The organism is Arcicella sp. (assembly GCF_964672035.1).
Genome location: NZ_CBABQS010000001.1, coordinates 17358 through 34844 on the forward strand (window position 1 = coordinate 17358; position 17487 = coordinate 34844).

At 37.7% G+C, this 17487-nt stretch carries 15 protein-coding genes; 6 read left to right on the top strand and 9 right to left on the bottom strand.

All coding sequences use genetic code 11. The annotated features are described in order from the left end of the window. Positions 1-77: 77 nt before the first annotated feature. The 4 genes from AC1W31_RS00075 to AC1W31_RS00090 form a co-directional block, all read right to left on the bottom strand. On the bottom strand, positions 78-527 hold the full coding sequence (locus AC1W31_RS00075) for a Rieske 2Fe-2S domain-containing protein (RefSeq protein WP_481732343.1): 450 nt from the start codon (positions 525-527) through the stop codon (positions 78-80). 293 nt (positions 528-820) lie between these two features. Then, positions 821-2584 carry a RagB/SusD family nutrient uptake outer membrane protein gene (locus AC1W31_RS00080; protein ID WP_481732344.1) on the bottom strand — a complete coding sequence of 588 codons (1764 nt, stop codon included), beginning with the start codon at positions 2582-2584 and terminating at the stop codon, positions 821-823. Positions 2585-2681: 97 nt separating this feature from the next. Further along, the gene (locus tag AC1W31_RS00085; RefSeq protein WP_481732345.1) at positions 2682-5927 is read right to left on the bottom strand and encodes a SusC/RagA family TonB-linked outer membrane protein; all 3246 of its coding nucleotides are present in this window, start codon (positions 5925-5927) and stop codon (positions 2682-2684) included. Positions 5928-6229: 302 nt separating this feature from the next. Then, positions 6230-6637, bottom strand: a complete 408-nt coding sequence (locus tag AC1W31_RS00090) for an RrF2 family transcriptional regulator (RefSeq protein WP_481732346.1) — start codon at positions 6635-6637, stop codon at positions 6230-6232. A gap of 308 nt (positions 6638-6945) precedes the next feature. On the opposite strand from AC1W31_RS00090, the gene AC1W31_RS00095 reads away from it, so the two are divergent. Both AC1W31_RS00095 and AC1W31_RS00100 read left to right on the top strand, forming a co-directional pair. Next, positions 6946-7029, top strand: coding sequence for a hypothetical protein (locus AC1W31_RS00095; protein ID WP_481732461.1), 84 nt, complete (start codon positions 6946-6948; stop codon positions 7027-7029). A 70-nt stretch (positions 7030-7099) separates the two neighbouring features. Continuing rightward, positions 7100-7261, top strand: coding sequence for a hypothetical protein (locus AC1W31_RS00100; protein ID WP_481732347.1), 162 nt, complete (start codon positions 7100-7102; stop codon positions 7259-7261). A gap of 203 nt (positions 7262-7464) precedes the next feature. Here the strand turns inward: AC1W31_RS00100 and AC1W31_RS00105 are convergent, their stop codons facing one another. The 3 genes from AC1W31_RS00105 to AC1W31_RS00115 all read right to left on the bottom strand — a co-directional run bounded on the left by AC1W31_RS00105 (position 7465) and on the right by AC1W31_RS00115 (position 10492). Continuing rightward, positions 7465-8607: an XdhC family protein gene (locus tag AC1W31_RS00105; protein ID WP_481732348.1), complete on the bottom strand. Its 1143-nt coding sequence runs from the start codon at positions 8605-8607 to the stop codon at positions 7465-7467. Positions 8608-8618: 11 nt separating this feature from the next. Further along, on the bottom strand, positions 8619-9251 hold the full coding sequence (locus AC1W31_RS00110) for an LON peptidase substrate-binding domain-containing protein (RefSeq protein ID WP_481732349.1): 633 nt from the start codon (positions 9249-9251) through the stop codon (positions 8619-8621). Positions 9252-9409: 158 nt separating this feature from the next. Next, complete coding sequence (locus AC1W31_RS00115) at positions 9410-10492, bottom strand: Gfo/Idh/MocA family protein (protein ID WP_481732350.1); 1083 nt, start codon at positions 10490-10492, stop codon at positions 9410-9412. Positions 10493-10716: 224 nt separating this feature from the next. On the opposite strand from AC1W31_RS00115, the gene AC1W31_RS00120 reads away from it, so the two are divergent. From AC1W31_RS00120 to AC1W31_RS00135, 4 genes are all read left to right on the top strand, one after another. Further along, the gene (locus AC1W31_RS00120) at positions 10717-11667 is read left to right on the top strand and encodes a carbon-nitrogen hydrolase family protein (RefSeq protein WP_481732351.1); all 951 of its coding nucleotides are present in this window, start codon (positions 10717-10719) and stop codon (positions 11665-11667) included. Between the two features lie 145 nt (positions 11668-11812). Continuing rightward, positions 11813-13714 carry a YgiQ family radical SAM protein gene (locus AC1W31_RS00125; protein ID WP_481732352.1) on the top strand — a complete coding sequence of 634 codons (1902 nt, stop codon included), beginning with the start codon at positions 11813-11815 and terminating at the stop codon, positions 13712-13714. Positions 13715-13924: 210 nt separating this feature from the next. Next, entirely contained in the window at positions 13925-15208 is a 1284-nt protein-coding gene (locus AC1W31_RS00130; RefSeq protein WP_481732353.1) for a serine hydrolase domain-containing protein, read from the top strand. A gap of 46 nt (positions 15209-15254) precedes the next feature. Further along, positions 15255-15980 carry a hypothetical protein gene (locus tag AC1W31_RS00135; RefSeq protein ID WP_481732354.1) on the top strand — a complete coding sequence of 242 codons (726 nt, stop codon included), beginning with the start codon at positions 15255-15257 and terminating at the stop codon, positions 15978-15980. Positions 15981-15992: 12 nt separating this feature from the next. Here the strand turns inward: AC1W31_RS00135 and AC1W31_RS00140 are convergent, their stop codons facing one another. Together AC1W31_RS00140 and AC1W31_RS00145 are read right to left on the bottom strand one after the other, a co-directional pair. Then, positions 15993-16187 carry a hypothetical protein gene (locus AC1W31_RS00140; protein WP_481732355.1) on the bottom strand — a complete coding sequence of 65 codons (195 nt, stop codon included), beginning with the start codon at positions 16185-16187 and terminating at the stop codon, positions 15993-15995. Positions 16188-16312: 125 nt separating this feature from the next. After that, positions 16313-17455, bottom strand: coding sequence for a DEAD/DEAH box helicase (locus AC1W31_RS00145; RefSeq protein ID WP_481732356.1), 1143 nt, complete (start codon positions 17453-17455; stop codon positions 16313-16315). Between the last annotated feature and the right edge of the window lie 32 nt (positions 17456-17487).

The window sequence follows — 17487 nt, forward strand, 5'->3', positions numbered from 1 at the left end:
TATTTGAATTAGACTATTTATATTAAAAAGCATCTTCAATAATGATAATTAGGATGGTTTCTTCGCTTTATAAATAATTAAATTGCCACTGTTAAAATATTACTTGTCTGGGTTACTTTATAAGTTGTTAGTGCTCTGGAAGCTACTGAGGTCGCATTTCCTTTGTTGTCAAAAGTTGCTCCGTGTGCAGAACACGCAAATTTATTGCTTGAGTAATAAACCTGTCTTTGTTGTTCGTGCGTGCAGATTAATGTTACGGCTATGTATCCGTTATCGCTGGTGTTGGCAATAACAATATTGTTGGCCGAATCAACGTGATACCCACCTTTTGTTAATAACTTAGCGAAAGTTGAAGTGTTCATATCGTAGGTGGCAACTCCTCCTGTGAGTGCTGCAGTAGCATCTTCGTTTTTACAAGACGACATTGTTATCCCACAATACACGGCCATAAGACTTGCGCCTGTAAGCCCCATTTTTTTAAGGAATTCGAGACGATTAATTTTTTCTGCTTGATTTTCAGTATTCATTCTAATTGAGGGTATAATTAAGGGAATTTAATAATATATACACGATTTTTGGTGAAAGGTTGCTTTGGATGAGAGAAAAAACATTGATTTTGGTTTGAATATTTTATTAATCGTCTGATTTTTAGTGAATTAAGTCAAGTATTTTTTAGATATTAGACTTAAAGAATTCGGTATTTAAACGAATTAAAAGAAAGTGATAGTATTTTGAGAATCACGTAAATATCCAATTTAGAAAATATAGCAAAAAAAAGCCTCTCAAATTTAATTTGAGAGGCTTTAAAAAAATCAAAAAATCAATATCCTGGATTTTGCTTCAAAGTAGCTTGTCCACCTTTCTGGCTATTCAAGATTTCATCATTTGGCAATGGGAAATAGTTGTTTTTAGCATTAAAGGTTTTTCCAACTAAATAACCACGTTTATTATAAGTTCTGCCGGTGGCATCTTTACCGTCCACTGATTCTTCTTTGATATATTTATTCAAATACTTTTCAGCAATTCCCCAACGTACCAAGTCGAAGAAACGATGTCCTTCCATGGCAAATTCTAAACGGTTTTCCATGCGAATAGCGTTACGTGCAAAGTCGGTACCTTTGGCAGTAAATGTGCCTGTTGGATACGGATTGACCACGTAAGCAATCGAGGCATCTTGAACCGAACCATTTTTGGCACGAGTACGAATTTGATTCACGTAACCTTCAGCAGCTTGTAAATTGCCTAACTCAGCTTCACATTCAGCCAACCATAAAATTACGGATGATAATTTCAACAATCGGTAATTATTGTTTACGTTTCTTCTCGAAGTTGAATGAGTTGAACTTCCTTCATCGGCTAAATAATACATCCATTTTTTACCCACGTAAGGTCCTGAATAATTTTGATTACGTATCCAATCATATCCAGGCATTGGGCCCCAATCCAAAAAGTTTACCCCTCTACGTCCAACAGTCCAGTCTAATCTTGGGTCAACGGGAGCCGTTTTCAAGAGTGTAAAAGCTTGGTTAGATTTCAAACCTTGATCGTTTGATACATCCACTTGGTTGTAAGTATCTGCTGTTCCATCGGGCGAAGTGCCAATCATTGGTAAACCGTCAGCATCCGTTTTAAAAGCATTCACCAAGTTCTGAGAAGGTAAATAAAATCCGCAACAGCCTCTTCCTGGGGCATTGGCTGAATAAGGCCAATTTAGATTATCCCCTGCATTCCCATTATTTCCATTGGTACCATCGTTAACCGAAAATTCTACTTCAAAAATTGATTCTGAGTTATTATTGGTAATATTTCTATAATTTTCGTGATAATTAGCAACTAATTTTTTACCCGAATTTTTCAAAACATCTTCTAACAGAGTTTTAGCAGCAGCATATTTCTTTTGGAAAATTAATGCTTTAGCTAAATACGTTTTGGCTGCCCATTGCGATGCTCTTCCTTTTTGTGATTGTACGGCAGGAAGATTAGCTGCGGCAAAGGTGAAATCGGCCTCAATATTCGCCCAGATATCTTTATCATTCGGGATTTTTGTTGAATTTGGGTCGGCAGCAACATATATTTTTTCGTCAATATAAGGCACCATATTCCACATTTTCTTGGCTTCAAAATGGTAATGTCCTCTCAAAAATCTTGCTTCTGCTACCACTTGGTTTTTTTCAGCATCGGTCATGTCTTTTACATCTGGATTTTGAGATAGTAAAATTGCTTCGTTACAACGAGATACGCCATCGTAAGAATGTTGCCATTTGCCTAAGAAATAAGTATTGTCCGAAAGCCAGTTATATTGCTCAATATATTCTTGTTCGGGTTGGTCACCGATGTCGGTTCCTTTCACGGCATCACCACTGGTAATTCCACCAAAAACATAGTTTGAGATGGTTGATTGGCGACCTGTGTTACCAGCGCCCACACCATCCATTAATGAGTACGCACCGATTAGGAGTGCATTTACGCCATTTTTATTACTTAATGAAACCAAGGATGCAGCACCCTGTGGCTGTATGTCGAAAAACGAATCTGAACAAGAAAACGTAATTCCGACTAATGCTATAATTAGTATTTTTTTCATTTTATTCAAAATTATAAAAAATGATTTAATGTATTTTAAAATATTGATAAGCAATGGGTTAAGTAAACAAATACCTCACCTCCAAGCGAACCCCTATTTAAAAACCTAATCTAAGACCTACGTTATATGATTTTGCTACCGGAAAAGCTCCTTCGTCAATACCCATGTGAATATCCTGATTGTCGGTTCCTGATGATCTCAAATTGATGTCTGGATCTAAGCCTTTATACTTGGTGAAAGTGAAAAGGTTTTGTCCTTGAATATAAATTTGAGCCGAGCTTAACTTGATTTTTGATAAAATCGAAGCCGGAAAGTTATAGGTCAATTGGATATTTTTGATACGAGTATAAGAACCATCTTCCACAAAATAAGATGAGATTTGCTGACTTGTTCCATCTTGTGAATTCAAACGTGGCAACAACGCATCATCACCAGGTTTTTTCCAAGAATTATATAACATATCTTTTGAACGATTGCCTTGGAAAGTATTGAAATCTGTCCAGTATTTCAAATAATTGAAAATCTGATTTCCTTGCGAACCTTGAATAAATACCGTTAAATCAAAAGCTTTATACCCAAAATTAAGGTTAAAACCGTACGTAAAATCAGGGTGAGGATTACCAATAATGGTTTTATCGGCGGCTGTGATTACACCATCACCATTAACATCTCTGAATTTGAAAGTTCCTGCACGTGTGTATGTGCCAAATTTAGGAGCGGCAGCTGCTTCTGCATCATCTTTGATTACACCATCAACAATATAACCGTAGAAACTGGCAATTGGTAAACCCGCCTTGGTAACTGAAATCGCTGGCAGACGAGTTGAAAAGCCAAAAACAGTAGCATTTGGGTCATCATTAAGTTTAATAACTCTATTTTTATAGGTACTAAACATTCCGCTTAAGGTATATCTGAAATCGCCAATTTTATCTCTGAAAGTAACATTCAAATCAAGTCCTTTGTTATTTACTTCTCCAATATTCACGTAAGGAATTGAACCTGTTCCTGCCGTCTTTGGAATGGGTACTTGTGTAAGCATATCCGAAGTAGTACGGTCGTAAACGTCCAAAATAACCTCTAATTTGCTTTTTAACATCGTCATATCAAGACCAATATTTGTTGAGGTATTGGTTTCCCATTTCCCATTTGGATTTCCAAATTGCGTTAAGTCAAAACCATTGGCAATTGAATTTCCGGTCCCGTTGATGTCATACGCATTATTGAGCGGATCTGGCGAGTAGAGTGTATAGCCATTATAAACATTAGGAATCAACTGGTTTCCAGTTTTACCCCAACCAAGTCTAATTTTCATATCATCCATGAAAGTTAGTTTTTTCATGAAGTCCAATTCTGTCATTCTGAAACCGAGTGAAAAAGCCGGGAATATTCCAATACCATTTACTCGTGACGAGCGGTCACGTCTAAGGGTGAAATCAGCCAATAAAAAGTCTTTATAAGAATAATTGACTTTGCCAAATTGCGAAAATAAAGCACTAATTGTTGGGCCTGCTCCTGCATTTGCCAAACCCGCTGCTGCGCCAAGATTCAAGTAACGATACGATAAATCATCAAAAGCATAGTTGCTTCGGGCAGCATTAAAACCGAAGGCGTAAGTATAAACCGACTCTGTACCAAGCAAGAAATTGAAGCTATGATCGCCCAATTTTTTGCTGTAATTTAAAGTATTGTACCAAGTGATTGCCTTGTCATAACTGTTAGAAACTGTTAAACTATTGGCATTACGAGGCTCTGCCGCTTCGATATCACGGTTAAAATACGCCGAAAGATTGTAGTTATTATATTCTATTCCAAGACTGGTTCTGAATTTCAAATCAGGAATAAGTGCCAATTCTGTAAAGACATTTCCGAAGATATGTGTTGCATAAGTTACATTGTCTTTCTCACGCCACTGCCTCGCCAATGGATTTGGAGCATTTCCAAGGTTAGAACCTCGACTTCCTGCAAAACCATTTAAGTTAGAAGTATTGACGCCACCTAAACCCGTAGGGCCACCGGTAATATCAAAAACGGGGATAATGGGTTGGATTCTGATGGCAAACATAATTGGATTACTCTCATTATTATTTCCGGCAGGAACACCTACTCTTTCATCGTAAGATACTGTGAAGTTTTCCCCAAAAGTCAATCTCCCTCTTGTGAATTCGGTATTAGCTCTTACGGAATAGCGCTTGTAGCTGGTATATTTCAAGATGCCTTCTTGATTGAAATAACTTCCAGAAATGGCATATTTTCCTGTTTTTGTACCTCCTGTTGCTCCTAATTGGAAATTTGAAATTTTGGCGGGTCCAAAAATTTCGTGTTGCCAGTCTGTACCTTCTTTATTAGCCTTCGTAATGTTAAAAGCCGTTACACCCAACTTAGGGTCAGTAATGTCATTTGTATAAGTATAATTTGAAGGAAGCGCCCCATAAACGTTTGGATAAATGTAATCAGCAACAGTTTGCTCGCCCGTTGGTGAGAACCTGTATTGTGCCGATGGCGAAGTACCAGGCGTTTTACCAGCACCAATTTCAGATTCATAATAAAACTGACCTAATTCTCTGGTATTTAATAAATCTAAGGTTTTGCCCACTTGTTGTGTACCTGTATAGGCATCAAAAGTGATTTTTGCCTCACCCGATCCACCTCTTTTGGTGGTAATAATCACAACACCATTAGCGGCCCTTGCGCCATAAATTGAAGCTGCAGAAGCATCTTTCAGCACTTGCATCGACTCAATATCATTGGGATTTATTTGATTAAGCGTTCCTTGTGTAGGTACTCCATCAATCACGTAAAGTGGGCTATTGTTGTTGATTGACCCAAATCCACGAATACGAACCATCGTTCCACCGCCAGGAGAATTGTCATTTCCAACTGTTACCCCTGCCGCACGGCCTTGTAACATTTGCGTTACACTGGCAGCAGGCAAAGCCGTAAGTTCTTTGGCACTAACCACCGTAACGGCACCCGTAATGTCTTTCTTGCGTTGAGAGCCATAACCAGTTACCACAATTTCAGAAAGTGCTTTGGTATCTTGGGCTAAAGAAATATTGATAGTTGATTGGTTGCCGACGGCAACTTCTTTGGCAGTATAACCAAGTGATGAGAAAATGAGCGTTGCATTGGCAGGTACTTCTATCGAATAAGCACCATCAGAATTGGCAGTTACACCTCGGTTTGTGCCTTTTACTTGCACAGTTGCTCCAGGAAGTGATGAACTGTTGTCTCCATCAGTAATTTTGCCAGAGACTTTTTTTTGTGAGAAGGCAGTTGCCGAACAAATCAGGAAAAAGAGTAAGAAGAAACTATTCCTGATAGGAATTGAGTAAAAATTTTTCATTGGAGAATGGAGATAAAGGGTTGATTGTTTTAAAAGAATGATATGCTAATAAATACTAATTAATGGTTAATTAAAGCTTATTATTATATTGGTTCGTAAATGTTTAAAACTTCATCGCAAGAAAGATGAATAATTAATTATTGTAAAATAAAAGGGAAATGTTGTATTTTGTTTAGATTTTATCAAAGTTAAGTAAATGAAATAGTTAAATAACTGACTACACTAATTATTTAACTATTTCATAATTTCTGGAGGATTGTTCAAGCAAGGCTTGTGTTGGAGTGGAGCCTTTACCGAAATTTTTAAATTAAATCCATTAATGTTTTTTGTTCTAATACTACCAAATTGGCATCTCTCCATTGTTCCATTACATTACGAAGTGAACAAGTTTCTTCATTGGCACAATCATCACACTTTCCGTAAAAGTGGAGTGAAACGCACAAGGTTGGGGCAATTGGCCCATCTACAATGCGAATAATCTTAGCAAATGTTACTTGTTCGGGTGGAATTCTTAAATAATATCCCCCACCCTTTCCTTTTTGACTTTGCAGAATTCCGTGATTACGTAATTCGAGCAGTATTGCTTCCAAGAATTTCTTAGGAATGTTTTCGGTTTCAGCAATATTTGAAATTAATAATGGACCTTTTTCATACCCACGAGCCAATACTTTTAGGGCTTTTAGGGCATATTTTGCTTTTTTAGAAATCATAATTCAGTGTTGATATTTTTTAGAAAAATATTATCCAAAAATTAATTGTACGTTTGGCTATTCTATTTAGTTTATAGACAAAGCTACACAAATTTATCAATACTTAGATGATACTTAATGCCATTTTGATCCTGAATTAGTTTCAACTATTTTCAGTATAAATTTAAACTATTTCATTAAATATTGCTAAAAGATGGCAAAAGATTTTGATTAGATTATTGTCGATGGCGGATATGCAGGATTAACGCCTATTCATCAATTAGTTAAAAGCAGGCAAAACTGTAAAGCTACTTGAAGCTCGTGAAAGAATCGGAGGAAGAGTGCATCCACAACAATTTGACGGATTTTATTTAGATATGGGTGGCACTTGGGGTGGGCCTTACGCAGGATAAAATCTATGAATTAATTCGTGAATTTGGCTTGTAAAATTTCCCAACTTACGATGAAGGAAAAAGTATATTGATGATCAATGGAAAGATTAAAAACTACAAAGGATTAATTCCACTCTTGCCAATTCCGTCGTTATTAAGTTTGGATGGAGCTATCAAAAAAATAACGAAACTCTCCCAAACGGTAAATCTTCAAGAACCTTGGAAAACGCCCGATGCCAATCATTGGGATTGATTCGATGACTTCACCACAGACTTGGATAAATAAACAAACGTACGATACGGCTAAAAACTTTTTAAAATACCTTAATAGGTCACAGTGGAATAGGGATTTAACAGATTTATAGAGAGAATAACATGATTTATCAGAATTAGAACTTCCCGAAACAATTCCATTGTGGGTTAAACTTTCGGGAAGTTGAAAATTGATAATTAAAATTAAGGTAGAGAAATACTATTATCTCTCTCGTGAATTGTACTTTGACGAAGTCTTAAAAAATTGCCTTCACGTTTTGAAAAGGAGGCTCTCACTTCAGCGATAAGTGAAAGGGCAATTTCTTCGGGCGAAACCGCTCCAATATCCAAACCAACGGGCGCATGAATTCGCTCGAAATTATTTTCCGAAATTGGAAGTCCTTCGTTGGCTAATTCTATAAAAATTTTCTCCGAACGAACTTTAGGTCCCAACATTCCAATGAAAGGCGAGTCAGTTTTTAAGGCTTTGGGCAGATTGTATTTATCCGTTTTATAATCGTGCGACATCAATACGATGGCTGTATGACTGTCAAAAAGGATATCCGTAAAATTTTCGGGAAGGACAATCTCATCGGCAATGCTTGAGATTTTACTGTTTACTTTCAAGGGATTTGCCACGATAGTCACTCGCCAGCCCATTTCTTTCACCAATCTCGTAAGTGGGTAAACGTCGTATTGGTTTCCCATCAAAACCAAGTGAATTTCGGGAGGTAAAATTTCAATAAAAATCTCCATTTTCCCTGCCTGTTCAACGGCTAATTTTATGGGAGCAGATTTCCCAATAATTATCTGATTTTCAATGGCTTGGTTTACGCTCAATTTCAATTTTTCATCTTGAATATTATGCAAACTTTCCAGTCCATCGTATTCAATTACATCGCCTGATTTTAGGTTATCAAAACGAATATTTTTCAAGCCCGTAATTGTGACCAAGACGTGTGTTTTTCGCCTCGATTTCATGCAAGACTTTAGCATTTCGACAGGATTTTTGTTGTTTTCGTAATCTAATGGCGTGAAAAGTACATCAATAATGCCATTACAACCCAATCCTACCCCGATTTGGTGCTCATCATCTTCGGTTGTATCGTAAGTAATTAAGGTAGATTCTGAACGGGCAATGGCAAATCTGGCTCTTTTCAAAGCATCACCTTCCAAACAACCGCCACTGATACCGCCCACCCAGAGACCGTCATCCATCACCAACATCCTTGCGCCAGTGCGTCGATACGACGAGCCTTCTACTCGTACAACCGTTGCCAAAGCTGCCCTTGTTTTTTGTTTATTAATTGAATTGTAAGTATCAATAATGGCTCTAATTTCCTTCATTTTTGTATTTTCTAAAAACTTAAAGGGTCAAGATTTTTAAAATGTCCGTTCAACTTTATGCGTTCTTTGGTCTTTTCTACTTCTTGCAAAATGGGAATAATTCTTTCTAAATGTTGAATCAAAAAACCTTGCCGTTCGGCTTCCGTTGGCATTTTTAGTAAACTATATTCTTGTTCTTGCGATAAACCAATTTTATGGGCAATTTGGTAAGAATAAGGCTGTGGTTTATCGGGGTCGAAGGTGTTTTCTTCGCCTAAATATTCATAAAGGGTGGCTACTCTTTGGGTCAATCCAATCATTACAGACGGACTAATTTCTGGTTCGGGTAATAATTCTACCAGACCACCCGCATATAATTTCATCTCCACAGGATTCTGAAAATCTAAGATTCTGAATGCTCTTATACCTTGGGTACGAATATCCATCCGTCCGTCATCGTATTTTTTGGAGAGTTTTATGATTTTTACTTCCGTTCCAAAACCGGGCATTTTCCCGTCCAAAAAAACAGGAACGCCGAAGGTTTTCCCTTCGTCCAAACACTCATTAATCAAATCTCGATAACGTTGTTCAAAAATGTGAAGATTGAGGTCTTCCAAGGGGAAAGCAACTAAGTTTAGCGGGAATAAAGGAAGGAATTTTTGCATGAATTTTGTTGATGATTTTGGGGTGTAAAATTAGGGGATTTTGTTTTATTATTACTGCAAAGAAGCAAAGACGCAAAATTATTTTTCTTAAAACTGCCATTAATTTGCTAACTTAACGCAGGCTGGGTTTGGAACCCAGCCTGCGTTCTCTAAATGTTTCACTTCAAATAAATCGTCTTTCCACTTTTGGCAGATTCTTTGGCTGCCGACAAAATTTCTACCACAATTTCATTCACTGGCAAAGAAGAAAGGTCTTTTTCGGGATTTATTTTACCCGTAACCACCGCTGCTAAATAAGCAAAAACATTGGCTCTTTCGTGAGGTAGAGGTGCTAAATCAATCATTGTTTCTTTGCCAAATCTATCGCCAATGACGTGTTTCATTTTATTTTCTTTATTGGCAATCAGAATGCCTTTCGTTCCGTATATTTCGGTGTCTTTTCTATCAAAAGGCCAATTCCAAGAAGCTTGAATGATGGCTTGGCACGTTGGATAGGTCAGAATAATACTGGCTTCATCGTCCACTTTTGGATAGATTTCCGGTTTCAATTGTTGGGTAACGGCGGTAACAGAAATTGGTTTTTGTCCGTCCATGAGCCAAGTCATAATGTCGGCACCGTAACACCCAAAATCAACCAAAGCACCTCCACCATTTTGAATCGGGTCGGTTAGCCAATCCGTAAATTCTGGTTTACAGCCAATTTCAATCGGTCCACGGTGTCCGTCCATAATCACTACTTTCCGAATGGTACCTAAACTTTTCTCAGTTTTCACCAGCTCCCAAGCCTTTGCGTGCGAGGAATACCAAGTGGTTTCAAAATTGGTTAATAATTGGATATTATGCTTTTTTACCAAAGCTTTCATTTGATTCAAATGGTCATTATTGACGGCTAATGGTTTTTCAACCATCACATGAATGCCTTTTGGAGCGCAAGTTTTCACCACTTCCAAATGTTCAAAAATTGAATTGAAAGCACAAACTGCTTCTGGTTTTGTCTTGGCGATGAGTTCATCCAAGGTAGCAAACCAAAGCGATTCGGGTAGCTTATGTTCTTTCAATAATCGCATGGCTAACACTTTATTAGGTTCGGCAAAACCCACGATTTCAACGTCTTCCTGTTTGCCGATGCAATCAAAAACTTGCCCTACGTGAGCATGAGTCATTCCTGCAATACCCACACGGACGGGTTTTGCTTGAATGGTAAAAGAAATAAAAATTAATAAAATGCAAAGATTTTTCATAGTTGTTGAGTTTATTTTGAGTTAATAATTTCAAAATTTACATATTTTTTTTGACATTAAGTTAAGTACTTATCATGAGTTGAAGAAAGTTTATCAACATAGATTTAAAGATTGTATCTATTTCCAATTGATTAAAATCTATGCTAAATTTATGTTAATTTCGATGATGAATTAGGTATATTTAATGCTTTAAAGTAAAACAAGAAATCACAAAAAACGCCCAAATGAAAGAGACCTTAAACGTTGCCCTTGCTCAAATAGCTCCTGTTTGGCTGAACAAAAAACAAACTATTGAGAAAGTCAAATCTGCCATTCAAGAAGCCTCTTTTCAAAAAGCTAATTTAGTGTGTTTCGGAGAAACTTTATTGCCAGGATACCCTTTCTGGTTAGATTCGACCGAAGCGTCAAGATTCAATGACACGACACAAAAAGAAATATTTGCTCATTATTTAAAGGAAGCAGTTTGTGTTGAACAGGGGGATTTAATGAGTATCTGTGCTTTGGCAAAACACTTGAAAATTGCCGTTTATTTGGGCTGTGCCGAAAGGGCATCTGACCGTGGTGGACACAGTATTTATTGCAGTTTAGTTTATATTGATTCTGAAGGTATCATCCAATCCATACATCGAAAACTGATGCCTACTTACGAAGAAAGATTGGCTTGGAGCATTGGCGATGGGAATGGCTTGAAAGTACATTCCTTAGAAGGTTTCACCGTTGGAGGATTGAATTGTTGGGAGAATTGGATGCCTCTTGCCCGCACTACTTTGTACGCACAAGGTGAAAACCTTCATGTAGCGGTTTGGCCTGGCAACGTCCGAAATACCATTGATTTAACCCGCCATATTGCCCTCGAAAACCGTATGTATGTAATATCCGTCTCTGGTTTGATGCGAAAAACTGATGTTGGCAATGACATCCCTCATCATGAATTAATTAAGCAAAATGCTTCAGAATTTCTTAGTAATGGTGGTTCTTGTTTAGCTGCACCAGATGGTACTTGGATTATTGAGCCAATTATTGAGCAAGAAATTGTGGTAACTACCACCATTGATTTGAATGAAGTAAGAAAGGAAAGGCAGAATTTTGACCCATCAGGGCATTATTCAAGACCAGACGTTTTCAGATTAACGGTAAATAATGAAAGACATAAGTTAGTACATTTTACAAACTGAACAAACCATCGTTGCAAAGCGTTATTCTCCTACATATATTTTCAAGATAGTAAAAATCAACCCTTTACATCTGTTAATTTTGTACTAATAAAATTGCTTATCTAAAGCCCAAAGCTAATCGCCAACGGCTATAAGCTACAAAAATATGATTACAGTTAGAGAAAGACCAATTACGAGTTGGTTACCAATTACCAAGAAAGAAGTTGAACAGCGGGGCTGGGAACAATTAGATGTCATACTGATTTCGGGAGATGCCTACGTGGATCACCCTTCTTTTGGTACGGCGGTAATTGGGCGAATCATTGAAAGTGAGGGCTTTAGGGTCGGAATTATTCCACAACCCAACTGGCGTGACGACCTTCGTGATTTCAAGAAAATGGGTAAACCCAAATACTTTTTTGGCGTAACGGCTGGTTGTATGGATTCGATGGTGAATCATTATACCGCCAATAAAAGATTGCGTTCAAACGATAGTTATACGCCAGGCGGTGAAGCAGGTTTCAGACCCGATTATGCCTCAACGGTTTATACCAAAATTCTGAAAGAAATTTATCCCGATGTTCCCGTCCTCTTAGGTGGAATTGAGGCTTCATTACGCCGTGTGACTCATTACGACTATTGGAAAGACCAATTAATGCCTACCATTTTGGAAGATTCGGGGGCGGATATGCTCGTGTATGGCATGGGCGAACAACCCTTGCGAGACATTTTGAGATTGGTAAAAAGTGGCGTGCCTTTGAATGAAGTTAGAAACGTAAATCAGATTGCTTATTTGGATGAAAAACCCGTTTCAGCCCATGAAACTTGGGAAACCGTTGAGTTGTCGAGTCACGATGTTTGTCTAAACGATAAAATGAAATATGCGGCAAATTTCAAGATTGTGGAGGTGGAATCGAATAAGTGGCAAGCTAACAGGATTTTGCAAAAAGTGGGTGATAAAACATTAGTTATCAATCCGCCCTTCAAAACGATGGACGAAGAGGAAATGGATAAATCATTTGATTTGCCTTATACTCGAATGCCCCACCCAAAATACAAAAATCGTGGACCGATTCCTGCCTACGAAATGATTAAGTTTTCGGTCAATATGCACCGAGGCTGTTTTGGCGGTTGTAGCTTCTGCACGATTTCGGCTCACCAAGGCAAATTTGTGGCTTCTCGCTCCGAAGAATCAATCATGAAGGAGGTCAAACAAATCACGGAACACCCTGAATTTAAGGGATATATTTCCGATTTGGGTGGTCCTTCTGCCAATATGTACCGCATGAAAGGCAAGGACGAATCTATCTGTGCAAGATGTCAAGCACCGAGTTGTATTAATCCGGTGATATGTTCAAATTTGGATACTTCGCATAAGCCTTTGACCAATATTTACCGAAAAGTAGATGCTTTACCAGAAATAAAAAAGGCATTTGTGGGTTCTGGCGTTAGATATGACCTTTTGGTGGACGATTTCAACAAGAATAACCAAGACGGGAATCACGATGAATACATGGAGCAATTGGTTACCCGTCACGTATCGGGAAGATTGAAAGTTGCCCCCGAACATACTTCCGATGCTACGTTGAAAATCATGCGTAAACCGGGATTTAAGTATTTTAGAAAATTCAAGGAGAAGTACGATAAAATTCAAGAAAAGCACGGATTGAACCAACCTTTGATTCCGTATTTTATCAGTTCGCACCCTGGTTGTGAGGAGCAAGATATGGCAAATTTGGCGGCAGAAACCAAAGATTTAGGGTTCAGATTAGAGCAAGTTCAGGATTTTACGCCCACACCCATGACGGTTGCGGAGGTGATCTACTACACGGGTGTGCATCCATACACCTTACAACCCGTACATACGGCAAAAACCAAGGAAGAAAAACAGAATCAAAATAATTATTTCTTTTGGTATAAAAATGAATTCAAAAGCTGGATTAGAGAGCGTTTGACAAAACTAAAAAGACCAGATTTAGCCCAACAATTATTAGGAGACGTAAACCCAAATCCAAAAAAGAAGGAAGGTCCGAGGAAGGATTATACTACTTATAAGCGGAAGTGGTAAACTATTAACATCCCGAAAGTTTAAAATTTTCGGGATGTTTTTTTTGTTTGTAAATACCAGAAAAAGGCAAAAATATTAGCAATTAAATAATACTTATCATTATCTACTGTTACCCAAACAACATCCCAAAAAACCTCCAAAAATATTCCAATCCATTTTCTCACAAAAAATTCCTACCTTCAAGAAAAAATAAAACTTAAACATTCAGACATGAAAAATAGATTTATTGTAGGCTTTTTACTTTTTGTAAGTTTTAATTTATTCGCTCAAAAAACGGTCAATGATTTGACTGTTGCAAGTCCCGAAAGTGTAGGAATTTCTACCGACCGGCTCAAACGTATTGATGCTCATTTGCAAGACCATTTGGATAAAAAATGGATTCCTGGAGCGGTTGCGATGGTGGCTCGTAAAGGAAAAATCGTTTATTCAACGCATCTTGGCACGAGTGGCATCAATAAACAAGATATGAAAGTGGATGATATTTTTAGGTTAGCATCCATGACTAAACCCATCGTAACGACTGCTATTATGATTTTGTTGGAAGAAGGAAAATGTACTTTGGAAGACCCCATTTCTAAATACATTCCTGAGTTCAAAAGTCCAGTGGTTTTGAAAGAAGTAAACGCCAAAGATTCCACTTTTACTTCCGAACCTTCACCTTCCGAAATCACCATTCGACAGTTACTCTCGCATACTTCTGGTATTGGTTATGGTTTTACGAATACAAAAATTTCGGGCGTAATTTATGGCAAAGCTAAAATTCCTGATGGAGCAAATATGGAAAGTGCCACCATTGGCGATAAAATGAAAATATTGGCAAAACAGCCCCTACTGCACGCTCCTGGCACAAAATGGACGTATGGTTTAGGAATTGACGTGGCGGGATATTTGGTAGAAATCATATCGGGAAAAACCCTTTCAGATTTTTGTGAAGAACGTATTTTGAAGCCTTTGGACATGAAAGATACGCACTTTTTTAGACCCGAAAGCGAAGAAAATCGTGTGGTGAGTGTTTATACCGAAATCAACGGAAACTTGTTGAATGCGATGCCTTTTCCTCAAGCAAAAAATCTGTATTTCCCTACTCGTGGGGCTAAAGCATACTTTTCGGGGGGTAGTGGTTTATCTGGAACAGCCGCTGATTATATGAAATTTATGCAGATGATTTTGAATGGAGGCACGCTAAATGGCACTCGAATTTTGGGTAGAAAAAGCATTGAAGCCATGAGCAATAATCAAATTGGCGACCTTGCCATCAATACCGCCGGTACAAAATTTGGCTTAGGATTTTCAGTTGAGGTGCAACAGAGTTCTTATCATAAATTGGGTTCAATTGGGCGTTTGGGATGGGGCGGACTTTATAACACAGTCTTCTGGATTGACCCAAAAGAACAAGTGATAGCCGTATTAATGACCCAAATTTATCCAAGTACGCACCAAAAAGAATTGTATGATAAATTCGAGAATTTGGTTTATCAAGCGATTGTGGATTGAGGGAAAATAAATACGCAATTTCCATAACCACTAACAACCCCCAACCATGTCATTAATCATCACGGTTTACGTTCCAGAAGGAATTGTATTGGCTGGCGATAGCCGACTTACCTTAAATTGGACGGACAAAACCCAAACGGGCGACCAACATAATTCAATCACAACGTCTGATTCTTACACAAAAATATTTTCATTAGCCAATAAATTTGGACTTGGTATTTTTGGGGAAGTATATGTCAATCAAGTCAATATATGTGGATTTATTAATCAATTCGTCCAAGAAAATATTGATGAAAATACCACCATCGACGAAATTCCAGGACGATTAATTATGTTCTTTGGAGTAAAGTTTAATTACCCCGTAACCCATTTTTATTTAGTAGGTTATAAAATGGAAAACAGTATTTCAGTACCACATACTTACTCCATCGCCCTTGCCGAAAAGAGTTATAGAAGGTCAAATTTTGAGAATGAAAGTATTATTAATGGGGCAAATTGGGGCGGAGAAATTGAAGTGCTTTCTCGCATACTTTTGACCGTCAAAATGCAGCGAGGCGATGAATGGACGGAATTGGCCGATAATGCTATTCCATGGAATTTTATGACTTTGCAAGATGCGGTTGATTTCGGAGTTTATGCCGTCAAAACAACGATTGACACCATGCGTTTTCAACAAAAAGAAAAAACGGTTGGTGGTCCAATTGATGTTTTAGTGATTCAACCGCATCAAGAGCCAGTTTTTATTCAGAAAAAAGCTCTTTACGTTGCTTAGAAAGGTAATAGTTTATGCTTCATCTCTAATGCCAGAAACTAATCTAATGCCCGAAAAGAAAAACAAAGAGCCCAAAACACTACATAAAAGTATCGTTTTGATGTCGGTTTTTCCCCCTGATTTATCCATGAATATTATGCCCGCATATACTAATGCTACGATGACTAATAAGGTTAATAGTGTTCCGAAAACTCGTTTAATATTCATGGGTATTATTTTTTTAGTATGTTCAAAATATCAATTTGAAGACAGCTATCAAAAAATAATACGGTCGTAAGAAATATATTTAATTTTGATTTGTGAGCAATAAATTCTACACTATCCCACACTGCTTACATTCCTGATAACAAAAATCCTTCAGAGTCAATCATTTGTATTGGTTTACCCATCTTTTTCTGAATAATTTTAAAATGATGTTCTTCTTCTGGAATGATTAATGAAATGGCTTCGCCCGATGCTTCTGCTCGTCCTGTACGCCCGATACGATGGACGTAATCTTTAGGCGAACGGGGCAATTCGTAATTTACCACAAAGGGCAAAAACTGAATATCAATTCCTCTCGAAGCTAAATCAGTGGCGACCAAAACGTTGGTTTTCCCTTTTTTGAAACGATTTAAGGCTTCCGTTCTGGCACTTTGGCTTTTCTTACTATGAATTGCCATCGCTTCAATGCCATTTTTCTGTAATTTATCGGTTAAATTATCGGCCGTTCTGACCGAAGAAACGAAAACTAAAACCTGCTTCATTTCTTTATTTTTAATCAAATAACGCAATAAAGGCCCTTTCTTTTCGGGTGAAACTCTGTAGGCAGATTGCTTGATTAAATCCGTATTTTTTGCCTCCGCTTCTACTTCAATTCGGACAGGATTACACAAAAGCACTTCCTGAATGAGTTTACTTTCCGTATCTAAAGTGGCAGAAAATAGAATATTTTGACGTTTGGCGGGCAACAACGCAAAAAGTTGGTTGACTTCTTCTTGAAAATTTAAATCCAACATTTTGTCGGCTTCGTCCAAGACTAATACTTCAATTTTAGCCAGATTTACCGATTGCGTTGACACCAATTCCAATAAACGCCCAGGCGTAGCCACCAAGATTTCGGTATTTTTCAAGGTCATCATTTGCTGGTTGAGCGTAACGCCCCCAAACACCGCATTATGCTTGACTGGAATGGTTAAATATTTGCTAAATCCCGCAATAACTTCCCCAATCTGAACGGCCAATTCACGAGTTGGAACGAGAATCAAAACCTTTAAATGCAGGTTTCTGGTCGTTTTTTTATGTTGAAATAACTCTAAGATTGGCAAGACAAAACTGGCAGTTTTTCCAGAACCTGTTTGTGCAATTCCCAAGACACTTTGACCTTCCAAAATAGCAGGAATCGCTTGAATTTGGATGGGATATGGCTCCGTATATTGCTGTTCAGTAACAGCTTTTAAGATTGATTCTGATAAGCCAAGCGATTGAAATGTCATAAAATTATTGGTAAATATTTGTCACAAAGGTA